Genomic DNA, 18,098 nt, shown 5'->3' with positions numbered 1-18,098 from the left:
AAGTGTGGTTTGAAAAGGAAAGTTGTAAAGCAACTGATTGTAGCAAAGTGTCAGAGAATCAATTAAATTACCAAGTCAACTTTTTGGGGACTTGGCAGATTGTCAGTAACTTACAAAATGATAAAGTAGCAATAAGTCAGATAATTAAACCAATTCCCGAAACAACATTTATTTGTGTCGGCTGATTAACAAATGATTACAAAATTAGGGAATAGCAAAATGTCAGATGAAGCAAAAATGAGTCAGATTTAATTTAAAATCCAACGTAAGTAAACAACCGAAAGAATGGTTTTACGAAAGGTAATCGGTATAAAAGATAAGAGGCTGGGAGTTAATTTCTCCCGGCCTTTTTTTATTTAGAAGAATAGGATATAGCGGTCATAAGTGACTTCATTATAATAGTACCTCACCTTAAGGGCACCAATCTTATCAAATTTATAACGTTCACCTTTACAAAGAAAAGTAATGGTAAAATAATAAACATCCATTTCTTCGAGCTCCTCGGTGTCAACAGAATATTCAACAGATTCAAAATAAGAATCGCTCCAGTCCACACCTTTAACACTCCTGTCAGAACGAAAATCATCAAGAACATCAGCAACAAAGCCAGGCTTGCCAGTATCTTTCAAATAAAAATCAATAGTGTTTTGGTGTTCTTCTTTAGGAATATTCAGAGAACCATTGGCCAAAACATCTCGAAGTTCTTGCTCCGAAAGAAAATAGTTGCGAAAAGAATTGAGATCGTTGGTCTTAAGACAGTTGAAAAAATGCGTACCAAATTCATCGGGAGAAGTAGGAAATGGAGTAGCCTTTGAAGTAGGCGGGGCAACGGAAGCCCAAATTATAATCACAATAAAAAGAATTAGTCCAATTAGTACATATAACGGGTTTTTCATAGAAAAATTAATTATCCTTCTACAGCCCACAGAAGGGGTTTATTTTTAGAAGCGTTAGGCTGAACTTACCAATTAATCAGTACGAACAGCCCACGCCTCAACGTAAGCTATCCCTGGGTGTATAAAAAAAACACTCTGGCGGTTCCTGATTCAGGGTAAGCAACGCATATATTAAACTCGGTATAAACACGTTAAAGTTTTTGCTTATGTCGTTAAAACAAGAAGGCGCAACCAAACTTGTCAACCAGAGAGGCTCCGCCAGAAGCCCATACACCAACAAGCCGGTTACGCCCATACGTTAACCGTCCTGCTATTTTCCTCGGTGTATTCATTAAAATCTGGCGGATTTCTGGAACCGGACAATCGCAGCAACATCAATATTTTATCTACCTAAAAAGGTTTACTTCATTCGCAATCGGTTTTTATTCGATGCTAAAGGTAGCAACAGAAATTGAAATGTTAAATGCAAACCTGAATTTTTAAAACGAATTTGAATAGTAACGAATGAAAAAAGCGAGGGTACCCCACCCATGCAAAATTTTATACGTTTTCCCGGCAAAAAATCGACCGGGGGCAATTCATATCACACAACCGCTCTCATGTATACTTCCAAAATTTTAAAAAATTTATACGGAATTTCACTATGAAAAACATCAATTTCATACGTAAAATGAAGCTGTAATTTGGCTCCAGAGACTACAGGCTATTATAACTAGCGGGAAAATGAAAAGCGGGTAAAAAAGCCTGAAAAGAACTCCTGTGCATACACGCGCTTTGACGGCAGCTCAAAACATCACCAGCCGAACTAACAAATGGAAGTTCGGGACTAGCTATGCAATAGCCTAATAATCAGCCGAACTGAAAAATGGAAGTCGGTAAATGACAAAAAATCAACGCGAAAAAAAACAGATAGCGTTAATCCTTTGAAAATGAGCCGATGTCGAAAAACCGACTTCGGGCATACCACAGTAGCCTTATTATATGGTACACAATATATAATTCAAACATTTTTTGTATTGTTTTTCGAGATAAATAGTCTAAATGATTATATTGGCGACTAAAATTTATACGGAAATGAACCGAATAAAAGAAGTACTTGAAGAAAAGGGAATAAAACAAAAATGGTTGGCTGAACAGCTCGGGAAGAGTTACAATATGGTGAATGGCTATGTCCAGAATCGACAGCAACCCAGACTTGAAGTGCTTTACGAGATCGCAAGAATACTTGATGTCAACCCTAAAGATTTACTGAAAGAAGATAAATGACAAAAGAAATACAAATAGAAGAAAATTTGGTTAAGCAGCTCACAGAAGAGCTAAAATACACCTTCCGATCGGACATCGTTGATAGAAAGTCACTAGAAGAGAACTTCAAAACAAAGTTTGAAGCACTAAACCATGTTCGGCTTACAGAAAGTGAGTTTCTGAGGCTACGTGAAGAAATCATCAATCCAGATGTTTTCGCAGCATCAAAATTGTTACGCGAAAGACAATACTTCCAAAGAGAGGACGGAACACCAATGCATTATACATTGGTAAACATTAAAGATTGGTGTAAAAACGATTATGAGGTTATTCGTCAATTACGCATTAATACAGAAAACAGCCATCAACGCTATGATGTAATATTACTTATAAATGGATTGCCGGTGGTGCAAATTGAATTAAAGAAACTAGATATATCGCCACGAAAAGCCATGCACCAGATAGTGGAATACAAAAATGAAGCTGGGAATGGGTATGGAAATTCGCTACTATGTTTTATGCAATTATTCATTGTGAGTAATAAAACAAACACATATTATTTTGCAAACAACAAGAATCAACATTTTGCATTTAACGCAGATGAACAATTCTTGCCGATATATCAACTGGCAGATGAAGACAATAATAAAATAACTCATCTGGAAACCTTTTCGCAAAAATTCCTTTCCAAGTGTACACTTGGTGAAATGATTAGCAAATACATGGTTTTGGTCGAAAGCGAACAAAAAATTCTTGTAATGCGACCTTACCAAATTTATGCGGTAAAAGCTATTGTTGATTGTATTCATGAGAACAGAGGGAATGGATATATCTGGCATACTACTGGTAGCGGTAAAACGTTGACCTCGTTTAAAGCATCTACGCTCCTAAAAGATAATCCAGATATTGAAAAATGCTTGTTTGTGGTTGACCGAAAAGACCTCGACCGACAAACTCGTGAGGAATTCAATAAATTTCAGGAAGGAAGTGTGGAGGAAAACACAAATACCGAAACTCTGGTACGGCGTTTACTTTCTACTGACTATGCTGATAAGGTTATTGTAACTACAATTCAAAAACTTGGACTGGCACTAGATGGAACAAATAAACGTAACTACAAAGGACGCTTAGAACCTTTAAGTAAAAAACGAGTTGTTTTCATTTTTGATGAATGCCACCGTTCACAATTTGGAGAGAATCACAAAGCAATCAAAGATTTCTTCCCGAAAGCTCAATTATTTGGTTTTACAGGAACACCAATCTTTGATGAGAATGCTACTTACAATATTAGGGAAGGTGAATATGCTACATATAAAACAACCGATTCTATTTTTGAAAAGCTTTTGCATCCATATACAATTACAAATGCAATTGAGGATAGAAATGTTTTAAAATTTCACATTGATTATTTCAAAGGAAAAGGAAATCAAAATCCGAACCCTGGTGAGCAAATTGCACAGCAGGCTGTGGTTGAAGCTATCATTGAAAAACACAATGCCGCTACCAATCATCGCAGATTTAATGCTATTCTAGCAACAGCTTCAATTAATGATGCTATAAAATATTATCAGCTTTTTAAAGAAATTCAACAACAGAAACTAGCAATAAATCCAGACTATTCACCTCTAAATGTTGCCTGTGTATTTTCTCCACCTGCCGAGGGTAATAAGGATATTCAACAGATACAGGAGGATTTAATAAACGAACAGGAGGATAACAAACAAAATCCTGAAGAAAAAAAGGAAGCACTTAAAGCAATTCTAGCCGATTATAATAAGCAATATCGCACAAATCATAATATCAGCGAATTTGATGGGTATTATCAAGATGTACAAAGTCGTATAAAAGACCAAAAGTATAGCAACAAAGACTATCCTCATAAAAATAAAATTGACCTGACAATTGTAGTAGATATGTTGCTTACAGGTTTCGATTCTAAATATCTCAACACCCTGTATGTAGATAAAAAATTGAAGTTTCACGGACTGATTCAAGCTTTTTCACGAACCAACCGTGTGTTAAACGATACTAAGCCATATGGAAATATCTTAGATTTTCGTTCTCAACAGGAAGCCGTAAACCAAGCTATCACACTATTTTCTGGCAAGGAGGCTGACAGAGCAGTTAAAGTTTGGTTGGTTGACCCTGCACCAGTTGTAATTGAAAAATACCAAAAAGCAGTTGAAGAACTTGGTATTTTTATGACGGAAAACAAATTAGTTAACGAACCTCAGGAAGTATATAACCTGAAAGGTGATGCTGCTCGCATCGCTTTTGTAAAAAGTTTTAAAGAGGTTCAACGACTAAAGACCCAACTTGACCAATACACGGATTTAGACGAAGAACAGCAAGATAAAATTGAAGCAATATTGCCAAAGGAAAGTTTGCTTGAATTTAAAAGTTCATATATAGAAACTGCAAAACAATTGCGAGAAATTCAGCAAAAAGAAGGAGAAGATGCTTCACCAGATATTCAGCAACTTGATTTTGAATTTGTGCTTTTTGCCTCAGCAGTTATCGATTACGACTATATAATAAATCTGATTGCAGAAAGCACGCAACAGAAACCCGCTACACAGAAGTTGACGAAAGAACAAGTCATTCGTTTACTTTGCTCTAATGCCAATTTAATGGATGAGCAGGAAGATTTATCGGATTATATTAATAGTCTCGATTGGACGAAAGGACACGATGTAGAAAACCTACATCAAGGCTACGAAACCTTTAAAATAGAAAAGCACGATAAAGAATTGGCTAGAATCTCTAAAGACCATGGTTTGCAAACCGCCGAACTAAAATCTTTTGTAGAAGATATAATAAGTCGAATGATTTTCGATGGTGAAAAATTGACCGACCTTATGGAACCATTAGAACTGGGATGGAAACAACGAAGCAAAGCTGAAACAGCTTTAATGCATGACTTAATTCCAGAATTAAAAAAAATAGCCCAAGGGCGTGAAATATCAGGATTAGCAGCATATGAATAAAGAGAAAAAAATAATACCTGAATTGCGTTTCCCTGAGTTTATCAATAAAGAAACTTGGGCTGAAAGAAAACTTTCTGATGTTTTATTTGAGCACAAAGAAAAGAGTACTGGAAAAGAAGAAGTTTGTTCGGTTTCAGTTCATAAAGGAGTTATTAATCAGGTTGAATATTTAGGTCGAACATTTGCTGCCAACAATACTGAAAATTACAAAAGAGTATTACCGGGCGATGTAATATATACAAAAAGTCCGACAGGAAATTTTCCGTTTGGGATTATTAAGCAGAGTAAAGTTTCAGAGCCAGTTATTGTTTCACCTCTATATGGTGTTTTTAAACCAGAAACAACTGAACTTGGGCTTATTTTGGACGCCTATTTTGAATTCCCAGAAAGAACAATAGACTATTTGTCGTCTATTGTTCAGAAAGGAGCAAAAAACACCATAAACATTAATAATGATACCTTTCTTTCAAAATCTTTAGTCCTTCCCGTTGACAAGAGAGAACAAGAAAAAATTGCATCTTTTCTTTCTTCTTTAGATAAACTGATAGTTTCTCATGATGATAAACTAGTTACTCTTAATAAATATAAAAAAGGCTTAATTCAAAATATCTTTCCAAAAGAAAATCAGAGAGTCCCAAATTACCGTTTCCCAGAGTTTAATAAGGATGGGGAGTGGGAATATTTAAACGGTGATAAATTATTTGAACCGATTTCAAATAAAAACCATAATTCAGACCTCCCTATACTTGCTATCACCCAAGAGTATGGTGCAATTCCAAGAGAATTGATTAACTATACTGTTATTGCCTCAGAACAAAGTATTGCAACCTATAAGATTGTAGAGATCGGAGATTTTATCATTAGTTTAAGGTCTTTTCAAGGAGGAATTGAATACTCAAATTATAAAGGTATTTGTAGTCCTGCATATATTATACTCAGAAAAAAAATAACGCTTGAGGACATATTTTTCAAATATTACTTTAAGTCTGATTTATATATTCGCCAACTAAACAAGAACTTAGAAGGCATTAGAGATGGGAAAATGGTAAGCTACCAGCAGTTTTCTGAAATCAAACTACCATTACCGTCAATTAAGGAACAACAAAAAATCGCTTCTTGTCTTTCAGCTTTAGATATTTTAATCAAAGCGCAATCAGATAAAATTCAACAATTAAAAGAACATAAAAAGGGGATAGTGCAGGGGTTGTTACCTAAAATAAATGATTAAAAAATGAAAAACATTAAAGATATAGCCAATCAATTATTTCAATTGCCACAAACGATTAGTTTGATATACGCATTTAATTCAACTGGCAAAACAAAACTATCCGTAGAATATAAAGAAATTACCAAAGCCAATAATGGTGGTAATCATTCAGGTGTATACTATAATGCATACAGTGAAGATTTATTTGTTTGGGACAATGATGAGCCACATTATAATGAAAATGCAAAACTTGAAGTAGTTTTCAGTTCACTTAATAAATTCCATTCTTTATTGTTAGACACAGATATACTTGAAGAAAAATTATCACTTTATCATCCACGGTATAAATTCATACTCAATCTCTATGATGATGGAGATAGAGAGAAAGGAATAAAATCAATAACATTCTTTGTTAATGAAGAAACTAAAGAAGCAATTAAGATTTCAAGAGGAGAAGAGCGAATATTTATATGGTGTTTCTTTCTAGCACTTTTTGATTCTGAAACTTGGACGGAAGAACAAAATGCTCATTTTTTTATTGATGACCCTGTTTCAAGTATGGATGAGCATAATATTTTCACAACAGCAGAGTCAATAACGAAATTGATAGATGGAACTTATCCCAAGAAGAAAATTATCGTGACAACTCATCATATTGGTTTATTTTCAATTCTTGCTGATAGATTAATAAAAGGTCATAAAAGTGCGAAATATAAAGAAGATACGGCTGTTTTCTTACTTGAAAGAAACGTTAATGATGAGTTAAGGCTTAATAGCCAAGATGGAGCTTTTTTGTTTCATTTACACTTACTGAAAACTTTAGATGATGCTGCAAAAACAGAACTTTTTTCATATCATTTTGTCCTTTTAAGACAATTGCTCGAAAATATTTCTTCATTTTTAGGAAGAGGTGGGATTGGTTATGCATTAAGCCAAATAAAACTTAAGGAAGACCCAAATACTGTTGGCGAAAGGATTCACTCATTATCTCACAAAGACACCTATAAAACCCAATCAAATAAAATGTCAGAATCAGAGGAAACTTTGTTTCGAGAAATTTTAGGAGAAATTATTTCTAAATACAAATTCAAATTTTAGGATGACAAAAAACGACCATCAACAATTGGGGAAAACCCTTTGGAGAATTGCCGACCAGCTTCGTGGCGCTATGAATGCCGATGATTTTCGTGATTATATGCTTTCATTCCTATTTCTAAGATATTTATCCTTCAATTACGAGGAATCTGCAAAAAAGGAACTTGGCAAGGATTACCCTGAAAGCAAACCGGAACATAAAAAACTTGACGGATTTGTGCCACCACCACTACAAACATGGTACGATGAAAACAAAGACGATGTAGAAGAATTTGAGAAGCAAATGCGCAAAAAGGTTCACTACATTATTAAACCACAGCACTTGTGGAGCAATATAACCGAATTGGCACGAACTCAAAATCCTGTCCTTTTAAAAACCTTAGAAAGGGGTTTCCGTTACATTGAGGATTATTCCTTCGATGATTCTTTTCAGGGTTTGTTTTCAGAAATAAACTTAAATTCGGAGAAATTAGGCAAAAGCGAATCAGATAGAAATGATAAACTCTGTTCCATTATTCAGACCATTGCTTTAGGTATATCCGAATTTCCTACAAGTAGTGATTCTCTCGGAGATGCTTATGAATATTTGATTGGTCAGTTTGCAGCAGGTTCAGGCAAAAAAGCAGGTGAATTCTATACCCCTCAACAAGTTTCCACCATACTTTCTGAAATAGTAACTTTAGACAGTCATAACCCGTCAAGTCCAACCGGGCCTAAAAAGAAACTGAATAAAATTTTAGATTTTGCCTGTGGTTCGGGTTCTCTATTACTAAATGTACGTAAACGAATCAAAGAGAATAACGGCAGCATTGGAAAAATTTACGGTCAGGAAAAGAATATTACCACTTACAACCTTGCCCGAATGAACATGCTGTTGCATGGCATGAAAGATACCGAATTTGAGATTTTTCATGGTGACACGTTACTTAATCAATGGGATATACTCAATGAAATGAATCCGTCCAAGAAATTAGAATTTGATGCTATTGTAGCTAATCCACCTTTTAGCTTACGATGGGAGCCAAATGATACATTAGCAGAGGATTTTCGTTTTAAGAGTTACGGTTTAGCTCCGAAATCGGCAGCCGATTTTGCTTTTTTGTTACATGGTTTTCATTTTCTAAGCAGTGAGGGGACAATGGCTATTATTTTACCACATGGTGTTTTATTCCGTGGAGGTGCAGAAGAAAGAATTCGTACCAAACTATTAAAAGATAACAATATTGATACGGTAATCGGTTTGCCAGCCAATTTATTCTATTCAACAGGTATTCCTGTTTGTATACTTGTTTTAAAGAAATGCAAAAAGGAAGACGATGTACTTTTTATCAATGCAAGTGAAGAATTTGTTAAAGATAAAAGACAAAACACCCTTGATGAAAAACATATCAAAAAAATAGTTGAGACATATAAATACCGTCCTGAGAAAATAAAACGCTATGCTCGTAAGGTTTCAATGGAAGAAATTGAAAAGAATGGATTTAATTTGAATATTTCAAGATATGTAAGCACCGCAGAAGAGGAAGAAAAGATTGATTTGAAAGCGGTAAATGAAAAACTAAAAACAATAGAGGAAAGAATTAAAGTAAATACTGAAAAACACAATGAGTTTTTAAAAGAATTAAGATTACCACCAATATAGAAAACTTCCGAAAAATAAGGATAACATGCATTTAAGCAAGACTGATTATTTGAATCAATATAAAGGAGTTTCAGAAGACGAAGAATCCAAACATTACAAAGCTTTAGAAAGAGCATGGAAGAATAGAGATTTTGAAATTGAACTTTACTGGAAAAGAGCAACATATTTCTGGGGATTTATTGCAGCCGCTTTTGCAGGGTACTTTATAATTGTAGGGTCAGAATATAATTTTCCGCAAGCAGAATATATAGTAACCTGTCTTGGTCTAATTTTTTCAATAGCATGGTACTTTGCGAATATTGGCAGTAAAAAATGGCAGGAAAACTGGGAAAAGCATATTGATATGCTGGAGGATGAAGTGACAGGTCCAATATATAAAACAGTTCTAGATAAATCAGCTTACTCAGTTTCAAAATTGAACATCAGGATAAGCCAATTTGTAATTGCCATATGGATCATGCTTGCAATAAATTATTGGATTCAAAACATAACATTTAAAGGTGCAATCCAAAACATAGACTACATTACAATTGCCTTCACTATGTTAACTTTAGTATTCGCAATTGTAATGCGGAAAGAAAAAAGAAAATCAGAGAGGGAAGTGACAAAAAACAAATACGGAGAAGTGTTATTTTCATTTACAAAAAGAACATTTGAATACAATAATCCGAAAAAAGAGAAGGAAAGCAAGCACTCCGAGAATAAAAGTGCAACGACTTAGTAAATTTACCTTAATACATCATCACTAAACCATTGCACTGCCAAATTATAAATGACCATCATCGGCGAATGAGGTGTAACCATCAGGTAAAAGGATTATGTGGTCGAGTACCTGAATATCCAACAATTCTCCGGCATTTTTTATCTTGGTAGTTATTCGGAGGTCAGCATCGGAAGGAGAACCGTTACCACTGGGATGGTTATGCGCCAAAATAATGGAACAGGTGTTTGCTTTCAGGGCAGCGGAAAAGATTGACCGTACATCGACAACAGTTCCGGCAATTCCTCCTTCGGAAATTAATAACGTACCGAGTACCTTGTTGCCACGGTTCAAAAACATGGCGTAAAAGCATTCTTTTAACTCCAGGGGCTGTCTCCAAACTGTACGAAATGCATCCGCAGCATCCTTAGAGCCAGTAATCTTTACACGTTCCGAGGGCTTGATGCTAGTGCTGTATTTGACCTCGATTTCAGCTATTTTCAGCGAGTTTAAATCACAAGTAGACATAATGTGTGCCCGCAGGTCACGGGGCTTTATATGGGCATGTACCTACGCCAGTTATTACTGGTCGCAGGAGTAGGTTTGGAAGAAATATCGTCTAAAGTAAAAAAAGTCGCCCCGGCATCGGACGACTTATGCAGTCTTGCTGAATCGCTCCTGAAATTTTATAAGGTCAAGCACTTTTCGATTGCAATCATCAACAATGGAGTAATCAAATTTTATATACATATCCGTAACACGGTTACTCATATCAACATGACCGAGCGCAAAGGCAACATCATCTTTACTTATCCTGCAATCATTACGGGCTATCGTAGCCCAGGTATGCCGGGCCCACTTGGTAGTGACCTTCTTTTGAATCCCCAGTTTCGGGAAAATACCGCGGATATTATGGGCCTCCTCTCCTGACAAATAGTTGTTTATGTAACGATAGAAACTTTTGTTGTATTTAAACCTTTCACAAACATTCAATAAATAATTATGTCCCTCGTATTGCTTAATTATTGCTAAAGCTTCGTTTTCGACTCGAATTGAAAAACTCCGACCGGTTTTGAACCGATCAAAAAGTAAACGCCCCATGTTGGGTTTACCTGCGTAAAACAAATCCTTAGATTCAATGCCAACAAGATAAAACATCAGCAAGAACATGTGTCGAGCAAATTTTTCACCATCATTTTCAGGAACGTAGCCAATGAGAAGTTTCAATTCTTCCAACGTTAAAACATGTTCCTTGCTTTTGGCAACACGTTTCGGAAAATTATATTTTCTAAAAGGATAATTCGGTATTAGTATTCGCCCGATTTCTTCTTCATTGTATTTATCCCTACATTTATTAAATAGAGCCCGGAACGTTCGCATGTAATTAATTACGCCGTTTTTAACTCCCCTATTTTTAAGGAACAATTCATAACCAAGTAAAAAATTCAGGTTAATCTTCGAAACCGAAAGCTTAGGGCCTGTATATGATTTTAAGCTTTCCAGCAATGCGAAATATTGTTCCTTAGTACCAGTATTGGAAACAGTGGCAATGAATTCTTCGATAAAAACAAAGAAGTCGATTTGTTTAGAAGTGATATTCTTTCCCAATAGGTGCTCCTTAATATCGCCAACAGACATGAACTCTCTTCTGTCTCCAAGCTCAATATCCTTTTTTCGGTACTCCAAAAGCTTTTCCGTTAAACGCAGGTTTATAAAGTCTTTGTTTGCCCCAGATTTAGCTGTTCCAGTGTCCCGGTCAAAATCATTCCATAACACATAAAGGTCGGTAGCAACATAAATAGATTTCCTGTTGTGGGTAACCCTAATCTTGATATTGAAAGTTCCGTCTTTCTTACCTTGATTCCCACCTTTTAGCAACGTAGCTTTGAAAGTTGACATGTTTAAAATTTTAAACTATTTATAAACACAATGGAAATAAAGGTAGGTTTTTGGGGTAAGACAAAAAAAGACAGGGACTCTACAACTCCTGTAAAATCCCTGTTTTTAAAGTATTTTCGTTGCACGGGAGGAGCGACTCGAACGCCCGACACCTGGTTTTGGAGACCAGTGCTCTACCAACTGAGCTACACCCGTATTCCGGAGCTTAACACCCCTTTCGCTTTAGCGAGTGCAAATATAATAATTCATTCTAAATTACCTAAGCTGAGTAAAATTTATTTTAGGAAATATATTTTCAATCAGAAATCCTATAAAATGCAGCATTACAGGGCTGCTTAGCCAAAAAAGTTATCAACAGGATATAAAAGAAAAAGGTCCACCGTCACTTCGGTGAACCTTCTGCGGAGAGAGAGGGATTCGAACCCCCGGTACCTTGCGGTACAACGGTTTTCAAGACCGCCGCATTCGACCACTCTGCCATCTCTCCAGATGCGGTGCAAAAGTATACGATTTTTTTAAACCTCAAAACAGTTTTTCAGAAAAATTTCTGAATATGCTGAAAAAAAAAGGGTTTCAGGGTTTGGTTTTTTAAAACTTATTTCTGAATTTAGCTAAGCCTTAAACAAAGTTATCTGAAAGGCTTGATTTTACTGATTGTTTGAAAGAATTACAGACAGATATTCAGGACTAAACGAAACTTATGTTATAACAAATTACAAATACTAAGTATTTTAATTTCAATCACTTAATTAATTTTTTAAATTTTGCCTTATGAATAAAGCACAATTAATTGAAGCAATGGCCGATAAAGCTGGCCTTAGCAAAGCCGATGCAAAAAAAGCTTTAGACGCATTTGTTGATGCAACTACTGACGCTCTTAAAGGTGGTGACAGAGTAGCTCTTATCGGATTCGGTTCCTTCGCAATTTCTGAACGTGGTGCCAGAACTGGTAGAAACCCACAAACTGGTAAAGAAATTCAAATCCCTGCTAAAAAGGTGGTTAAATTTAAAGCTGGTGCTGAATTAGCTGACGCAGTATCATAACGATACCTTGCAAAAAGAAATTTATAAAGGGAAGCATTTTGCTTCCCTTTTTTATTTTTGTACTCCTAAGATAAAAACCATGACCAAAGAACTGCTTGAATATTTATCGGGATACCTTACTCCGCAACGACTGAATTTGTTTAACCAGGTAATCGAAGAACGTACAAACTACCTTACAGTTGTACTTGAAGACATTTTCCAGCCACAAAATGCCAGTGCGGTTTTGCGCACCTGCGATTGCTTCGGGATTCAGAATGTACACATTATTGAAAACCGTAATAATTTTAAAGTGGATAGAGAAGTAGCCATGGGGTCTTCAAAATGGTTAACGCTTAAAAAATACAATGAAGAAGAACAAAACAGTCTTGAAGCTATCAGAAGTTTAAAGGATCAAGGTTACCGGATTGTAGCTACCACACCACACATTAATGATCAGGCACTGCACGATTTTGATTTAACAAAGGGTAAAGCCGCTTTGGTTTTTGGATCGGAACTTCCAGGAGTTACCGACACGATTGCGGAGGAAGCCGACGAATTCCTGAAAATTCCAATGTACGGTTTTACCGAAAGTTTCAATATATCGGTTTCGGCTGCAATTATACTTCATCACCTGACATTGAGAATGCGGCAGGATGAAACAATTAACTGGAAATTAACGGATGAAGAAAAAGACGATTTAAAACTGGAATGGATCAGAAGAAGTCTTAAAAGAAGCGAATTGATTGAACAGCGATTCATGAAGAGTAAAACGAAAAATAACTAGGCTGCTCGCTTCGATTTCTCCCAATTAACTGACTGATGCCCTTTAAAATACCGGATAATCCCAAGGATAGCTGCATAATTGATCATCACAAAATAGTAAGGTGCAAAAAATAACTTCATTCTGATTTTCTTATTCTCGAAGTACCAGCCCATTAAGGCAACATAATAACACATTGTCTGAATATAGAAAAAGATGGTGTAGAAATCATTCGGCGACCAGTTGGCATCCTCCAGCACGATAAAAAAGTTAACAATATAAAGCAGAAATAAGGAAATTGGAGTTACTGTCCATCTTAAAACTTTATGTGAAATATACTGCCAGGTTAATAAGCCGTATTTAAAGCAATTCAGCAGCGATTTCAACCGAAAAATAGTTTGTACACCTCCGGCTGCTATCCTCACTTTTCGTTTCAACTCTTCTTTTACATTCAACGAAGCTGTTTCCTGAGCATATGCTTCAGGCGAGTAGGCAATTTTGTAACCTCGTTGAGCAATTCGCAACGAAATTATAAAGTCATCGAGAATCGTATCGGTTTCCACATCTTCGAAAAGAGCAGTTCGCACTGCAAACAATTCACCCACTGCACCAACGGCTGTATTCAATTCCGCGTCGTGCTTTTTTATCCACGACTCCAGTTTCCAGTACAGGCCCTCTCCTGCCCCGGCAGCACTTTCAGCATCGTGTTCAATTATTCTTTTTTCGCCCGCAACACAGCCTACCCTTTTATTACTAAACTGCCGGACTATTTCCTTTATCGAGTCCCGGCCAAGAATTGTATTTGTGTCGGAAAAAATAACGATCGGAGCTTTCACGAATTTCATTCCGCGGTTCATGGCATGCATTTTACCGCGTCGTTCAGGCTGGTGATAAACTTCCAGCTCCGTATATTGCTGCAGTATGTCAGGAGTTCCATCATCGGAACCATCGGTTACCCATACGTACTGAATCTTTTCTTTTGGATAATCGAGAGAAAAGGAATTCTCTACTTTTTGTTTGATGTAGTCTTTCTCATTAAATGCCGTTACAAAAAGGCAAACCTCAGGCTCAAAAGTCTCATCGAAGCTGCCTTTATCTTTTTTTACAAACAGATTTTTTAACCCAACCAGCACCCACAACACAATACCATAACCCGCGTAGGTATAAAACAAAATAAATAACAAGAGCCAGAAAAGCGCGGTTAAGATCATTGCTGATGCTGTTTATAGAAATCAATAAGTTTGCCTGCTGTTGCTAAGTTATCAAATTTTTCGTGTATGAAGCCGATGGCATTTTCGCCGAGCTTCGTGAACATATCTTTATCCTCCACCAGGTTTGAAATGGCATCAACAAATTCGGATGGAGTTTCGGCGATCAGCAGGTGTTTTCCCGGCTCAATTTCAATACCTTCGGCCCCGATTGGCGATGAAACAATGCTTTTCCCCAGCGCCATACCTTCAATGATCTTTATTCGCATTCCACTTCCTGAAAACAAGGGGACCACCATAATAGCTTTTGAATTCATAAAATTATAGGCATCTTCCACTTCGCCTAAAAATTCAACATTCGATTGTTTCAATTTCTTTTCGAGCCATTCAGGTGTACCCCGACCGGCCACATAGAATTTCAGATCGGGATATTTTTTGTTGAGTGCCGGCCAACAATTTTGGACAAACCATAAAAGCCCTTCCTGGTTTGGAGACCACTCCATCGACCCAATGTGAAAAACGGATGGATATTCAAGGTTTCGTGCGTTAGGCACAAGCACCGAACTGTCGATACCTGTTTGCGAAACCTGCGATGGTTGTTTATTCCCCAGTTTGTTTAATATGCTATTGTCGCGTTCAGTAATGGGAACCAGCAAATCGTAGGTATTCAACACCGAAAGCTCAAATTTTTTAATCCGCCTTGCCAGATTTTTCAGGTAAAACTTCAGCAATCCTTTCGACATTTTTGCTGTACGCTCCCAAATCTCAAACTCAACGTTGTGAGCGCGATAAACAATCATTGCCTTCGATTTTCGCCTGATCAACGGAATGTAAGGACAAACGTATAATCCTTCAAGCTGAATCACATCGAACTCTTTCTCCTCGAGCAATTTGCTCAGAGCTTTTGAAAAATCGATATTGATAAAACGTGCAGCATTGTATGGCAAGCTCGAGAAAAGCAGATTGGACAAAGCCTTGATGGCGCTAATACGAGCGGGTACATCAACAAAGCGAAAATCTGCCAGATCGGAAACCGACTCGGGCAATTCATCAACCGTAATTCGATGTTTCACGGTACTCATAGATAGCACCGTAACCTCGTGCCTTAAGTGAGAAAAGCCTTTGATCAGGTTCATAGAGGCTATGGCTCCACCGTCTTTGGTCGGATACGGAACTTTATTGCTCAGCTGTAATATTCTCATAAAAACAGGTTATTCCGTTTCTTTTTTCTTGCCAAATAGTTTTGTTAATCCGAGGCGACTAAAAAAGCGGGTATAGGTTTCCGCCGACATTATTGCTGAATCGGTTACAGCTTTATAGGTCAGCCAAACGCCCAAAGGAAGGAACACAAAGGAAGAAAACCACATTCCGCTCACCATCGACCACGCGTCTTCACGAGCCGATTTTTCGCCACTCATTGATAGTATATAATAAAATATAAAAAGCAGTATCGAAACAATAACCGGCATTCCAAGTCCTCCTTTTCGGATGATGGCTCCTAAAGGTGCCCCGATGAAAAAGAAAATGAGCACCGCTATTGAAAGGGTATATTTCCGGTGCAATTCCATGAGGTATTTGTTTAGGGTTTTCTTTTTTACATAGAGCTGACCCTGATACATGTTTATGGTTTGCATGTTCGACCGGGCATTCTGCAAAGCCGTTCGTGCAATTTCGGCCTGCACCCATTTATCCAGCCCCGAGAAATAGGCATCGAAATCGAAAACCGAATCAGCTGCCGGCACATCTATATCTCGTTTCAATGAGTCGTCCAAAGCTATCAGGTTGATCATTTTCCTGGAAATCGTTTGATTGGCTGAAAGCTGTATCATGTATTTTTCGAGCCTGTCCCTGTAGTCGAGAGCAAGTGTATCTTGCATTAACTTCAATTCGGTAGTGTTCAGCATTCGGTACTGGTTCCGGAAAATGCTTTCATCGCGGCGGTTAAAGTCAAAACCCCGTAGTGCAATCCGAATGGTCTGCTCTTCAAATTTTCTGCGGTGAAATCCATGGTTGTCCTTGTTTCGAGCTCCTTTCGTTTCATCCTCCTGGTAATTAATCCCGTCGAAGAGGGTCAACACCATGAACTTTTTGTCTTCGGTAATCCTCATAAAACCTGAATCGGCTACCGTAACACTTTCGTTGGCCTGTGCTTTGGTGTGATCGTAGATCATTACGTCGTACAGCATTTTAGTTTTGCTGTCCCTGCGGCTGACTTTAATACTGTAACCGTCCATTTCGTTGGTAAACACCCCGGGCTGTACAATCAGTTCAGGTTTTTGCTGCTTTACACTATAAAGTAGGGTTGAAAATTTCAGATTGGTTTTTGGGATCACATTATTCGAAAAATAAAAGGCCATTCCCGTTATGATCACTGCAATTACAACCAGTGGCTTCATAATCCTGAACAATGAAATTCCGGAAGCCTTCATTGCCACCAGTTCGTAATTTTCTCCCAGAGAGCCAAATGTCATGATCGACGCCAGCAGCATGGCGAGCGGGAATGCAAGTGGCAAGAGTGCAAACGAGGCATAAAACATCATTTCTGCAAGCACTGCAAAATCGAGCCCTTTTCCTACAAGGTCGTCAACGTACTTCCACAAAAACTGCATAAGCAGAATGAACAGCACGATAAAAAAGGTCATTATAAATGGCCCGATAAACGATCGTATAACGTATAAATGTAAGCGTTTCATGTAATGTGCTTCCTTTTCTGAAACGTGTACAAAGCTAAGTTATTTTGGGAATTAGAAAAGTAAAAAAAGTTAATAATGGTTACCGAAAATGCATTTGCCGGGGCTTATTGAAGAGGTGTTTTACGAACCGACCACGTGTTTCAGATCGGCGATCTGTGTGTCCCACAATCCACGTGTCTCATCTTCTTCTCCTTCTTCCGTAAAATCAGTAATCAACAACGACACATCGTTGGTTAATTCGTCGCGGGTAATTTTAAACTCAAAATAGGTTTCATCATCATCGTCAAGCCAGTTGTAACGTACCAAGCGGTTTTCCTTGTGAAGTGTCATTTCAGCGGTTTGCTCAGAGTTATCCCAAATAAAAGTATATTTCTTACCTCTAACGCGCACATCGTCGGCAAACCACTCGGTCAGTCCGGAGGCAGTACTTAGCCGATTGTATAAAACTTTAGGTGAGCAGTTTATAAGGTATTCCAGTTGCAATTTTACTTTTGTCATAAGTCTGATTTTCGGCAATATAATTAATAAGAACGGAACTAACAAACGCTAAATTTGGGGCAACAAAACTTCTTTTGAAATTTTCTTTGAAAATAGGATCGAAATAAAAATAAATACTATATTTGCACCGCCTTTTTAGAGGCAAAACGGCGAGGTAGCTCAGCTGGTTAGAGCGCATGATTCATAATCATGAGGTCGGCGGTTCAAGCCCGCCTCTCGCTACCAAATAAATAAAGGGGTTCACA

General features: G+C 37.3%; 15 protein-coding genes and 3 tRNA genes. 9 read left to right on the top strand and 9 right to left on the bottom strand.

What is annotated here, in order from left to right:
- Positions 1-356: 356 nt before the first annotated feature.
- Complete coding sequence (locus tag HFD85_RS06710; RefSeq protein ID WP_167606517.1) at positions 357-896, bottom strand: hypothetical protein; 540 nt, start codon at positions 894-896, stop codon at positions 357-359.
- A 1,074-nt stretch (positions 897-1,970) separates the two neighbouring features.
- Between HFD85_RS06710 and HFD85_RS06705 the strand changes: the two genes are divergently transcribed.
- The 6 genes from HFD85_RS06705 to HFD85_RS06675 are packed head-to-tail and all read left to right on the top strand — an operon-like array spanning position 1,971 to position 9,793.
- Positions 1,971-2,162 carry a helix-turn-helix domain-containing protein gene (locus HFD85_RS06705; protein ID WP_167606514.1) on the top strand — a complete coding sequence of 64 codons (192 nt, stop codon included), beginning with the start codon at positions 1,971-1,973 and terminating at the stop codon, positions 2,160-2,162.
- Complete coding sequence (locus HFD85_RS06700; protein ID WP_167606510.1) at positions 2,159-5,128, top strand: type I restriction endonuclease subunit R; 2,970 nt, start codon at positions 2,159-2,161, stop codon at positions 5,126-5,128. The genes HFD85_RS06705 and HFD85_RS06700 overlap by 4 nt, the downstream gene beginning before the upstream one ends.
- Positions 5,121-6,356: a restriction endonuclease subunit S gene (locus tag HFD85_RS21690; RefSeq protein WP_206081875.1), complete on the top strand. Its 1,236-nt coding sequence runs from the start codon at positions 5,121-5,123 to the stop codon at positions 6,354-6,356. The genes HFD85_RS06700 and HFD85_RS21690 overlap by 8 nt, the downstream gene beginning before the upstream one ends.
- Before the next feature lie 3 nt (positions 6,357-6,359).
- Positions 6,360-7,433, top strand: a complete 1,074-nt coding sequence (locus tag HFD85_RS06685) for an AAA family ATPase (RefSeq protein WP_167606506.1) — start codon at positions 6,360-6,362, stop codon at positions 7,431-7,433.
- A 1-nt stretch (position 7,434) separates the two neighbouring features.
- Complete coding sequence (locus HFD85_RS06680) at positions 7,435-9,072, top strand: type I restriction-modification system subunit M (RefSeq protein WP_167606503.1); 1,638 nt, start codon at positions 7,435-7,437, stop codon at positions 9,070-9,072.
- A gap of 25 nt (positions 9,073-9,097) precedes the next feature.
- Positions 9,098-9,793 (top strand): RipA family octameric membrane protein, encoded by a 696-nt coding sequence (locus tag HFD85_RS06675; protein WP_167606500.1) that lies wholly within the window; start codon positions 9,098-9,100, stop codon positions 9,791-9,793.
- A 45-nt stretch (positions 9,794-9,838) separates the two neighbouring features.
- Here HFD85_RS06675 and HFD85_RS06670 read toward each other — a convergent pair whose 3' ends face one another.
- The 4 genes from HFD85_RS06670 to HFD85_RS06655 all read right to left on the bottom strand — a co-directional run bounded on the left by HFD85_RS06670 (position 9,839) and on the right by HFD85_RS06655 (position 12,158).
- A complete protein-coding gene (locus HFD85_RS06670) occupies positions 9,839-10,300 on the bottom strand; it encodes a JAB domain-containing protein (protein WP_167606498.1) in 462 nt (153 codons plus the stop codon).
- 126 nt (positions 10,301-10,426) lie between these two features.
- On the bottom strand, positions 10,427-11,671 hold the full coding sequence (locus HFD85_RS06665) for a phage integrase SAM-like domain-containing protein (protein WP_167606495.1): 1,245 nt from the start codon (positions 11,669-11,671) through the stop codon (positions 10,427-10,429).
- A gap of 122 nt (positions 11,672-11,793) precedes the next feature.
- A tRNA-Trp gene (locus HFD85_RS06660) sits at positions 11,794-11,866 on the bottom strand.
- Between the two features lie 207 nt (positions 11,867-12,073).
- Positions 12,074-12,158 (bottom strand) — tRNA-Ser (locus HFD85_RS06655).
- 284 nt (positions 12,159-12,442) lie between these two features.
- Between HFD85_RS06655 and HFD85_RS06650 the strand changes: the two genes are divergently transcribed.
- Entirely contained in the window at positions 12,443-12,715 is a 273-nt protein-coding gene (locus HFD85_RS06650; protein ID WP_167606492.1) for an HU family DNA-binding protein, read from the top strand.
- Positions 12,716-12,794: 79 nt separating this feature from the next.
- Positions 12,795-13,478, top strand: coding sequence for a TrmH family RNA methyltransferase (locus tag HFD85_RS06645; RefSeq protein WP_167606489.1), 684 nt, complete (start codon positions 12,795-12,797; stop codon positions 13,476-13,478).
- Here HFD85_RS06645 and HFD85_RS06640 read toward each other — a convergent pair.
- The 4 genes from HFD85_RS06640 to HFD85_RS06625 all read right to left on the bottom strand — a co-directional run bounded on the left by HFD85_RS06640 (position 13,475) and on the right by HFD85_RS06625 (position 17,853).
- Entirely contained in the window at positions 13,475-14,665 is a 1,191-nt protein-coding gene (locus HFD85_RS06640; protein WP_167606486.1) for a glycosyltransferase family 2 protein, read from the bottom strand. The genes HFD85_RS06645 and HFD85_RS06640 overlap by 4 nt on opposite strands.
- Complete coding sequence (locus HFD85_RS06635; protein ID WP_167606483.1) at positions 14,662-15,864, bottom strand: glycosyltransferase family 4 protein; 1,203 nt, start codon at positions 15,862-15,864, stop codon at positions 14,662-14,664. Before HFD85_RS06635 ends, HFD85_RS06640 begins: the two co-directional genes overlap by 4 nt.
- Before the next feature lie 9 nt (positions 15,865-15,873).
- On the bottom strand, positions 15,874-17,355 hold the full coding sequence (locus HFD85_RS06630) for an LptF/LptG family permease (protein ID WP_167606480.1): 1,482 nt from the start codon (positions 17,353-17,355) through the stop codon (positions 15,874-15,876).
- 120 nt (positions 17,356-17,475) lie between these two features.
- The gene (locus HFD85_RS06625) at positions 17,476-17,853 is read right to left on the bottom strand and encodes an START-like domain-containing protein (RefSeq protein WP_167606477.1); all 378 of its coding nucleotides are present in this window, start codon (positions 17,851-17,853) and stop codon (positions 17,476-17,478) included.
- A gap of 148 nt (positions 17,854-18,001) precedes the next feature.
- On the opposite strand from HFD85_RS06625, the gene HFD85_RS06620 reads away from it, so the two are divergent.
- A tRNA-Met gene (locus tag HFD85_RS06620) sits at positions 18,002-18,078 on the top strand.
- Positions 18,079-18,098 lie beyond the last annotated feature (20 nt).

This window comes from Maribellus sediminis, assembly GCF_011799805.1.
GTDB classification, from domain to species: Bacteria; Bacteroidota; Bacteroidia; order Bacteroidales; family Prolixibacteraceae; genus Draconibacterium; species Draconibacterium sediminis_A.
Note: the sequence above shows the minus strand (reverse complement) of the source record. Positions and strands in the feature narration are given on the sequence as shown.

Coding starts and splice junctions, on each gene's coding strand:
- HFD85_RS06640 (WP_167606486.1), bottom strand. CDS start 14,665: ATGATCTTAACCGCGCTTTTCTGGCTCTTGTTATTTATTTTGTTTTAT.
- HFD85_RS06680 (WP_167606503.1), top strand. CDS start 7,435: ATGACAAAAAACGACCATCAACAATTGGGGAAAACCCTTTGGAGAATT.
- HFD85_RS06710 (WP_167606517.1), bottom strand. CDS start 896: ATGAAAAACCCGTTATATGTACTAATTGGACTAATTCTTTTTATTGTG.
- HFD85_RS06625 (WP_167606477.1), bottom strand. CDS start 17,853: ATGACAAAAGTAAAATTGCAACTGGAATACCTTATAAACTGCTCACCT.
- HFD85_RS06650 (WP_167606492.1), top strand. CDS start 12,443: ATGAATAAAGCACAATTAATTGAAGCAATGGCCGATAAAGCTGGCCTT.
- HFD85_RS06670 (WP_167606498.1), bottom strand. CDS start 10,300: ATGTCTACTTGTGATTTAAACTCGCTGAAAATAGCTGAAATCGAGGTC.
- HFD85_RS06675 (WP_167606500.1), top strand. CDS start 9,098: ATGCATTTAAGCAAGACTGATTATTTGAATCAATATAAAGGAGTTTCA.
- HFD85_RS06685 (WP_167606506.1), top strand. CDS start 6,360: ATGAAAAACATTAAAGATATAGCCAATCAATTATTTCAATTGCCACAA.
- HFD85_RS06700 (WP_167606510.1), top strand. CDS start 2,159: ATGACAAAAGAAATACAAATAGAAGAAAATTTGGTTAAGCAGCTCACA.
- HFD85_RS06635 (WP_167606483.1), bottom strand. CDS start 15,864: ATGAGAATATTACAGCTGAGCAATAAAGTTCCGTATCCGACCAAAGAC.
- HFD85_RS06705 (WP_167606514.1), top strand. CDS start 1,971: ATGAACCGAATAAAAGAAGTACTTGAAGAAAAGGGAATAAAACAAAAA.
- HFD85_RS06645 (WP_167606489.1), top strand. CDS start 12,795: ATGACCAAAGAACTGCTTGAATATTTATCGGGATACCTTACTCCGCAA.
- HFD85_RS06665 (WP_167606495.1), bottom strand. CDS start 11,671: ATGTCAACTTTCAAAGCTACGTTGCTAAAAGGTGGGAATCAAGGTAAG.
- HFD85_RS06630 (WP_167606480.1), bottom strand. CDS start 17,355: ATGAAACGCTTACATTTATACGTTATACGATCGTTTATCGGGCCATTT.
- HFD85_RS21690 (WP_206081875.1), top strand. CDS start 5,121: ATGAATAAAGAGAAAAAAATAATACCTGAATTGCGTTTCCCTGAGTTT.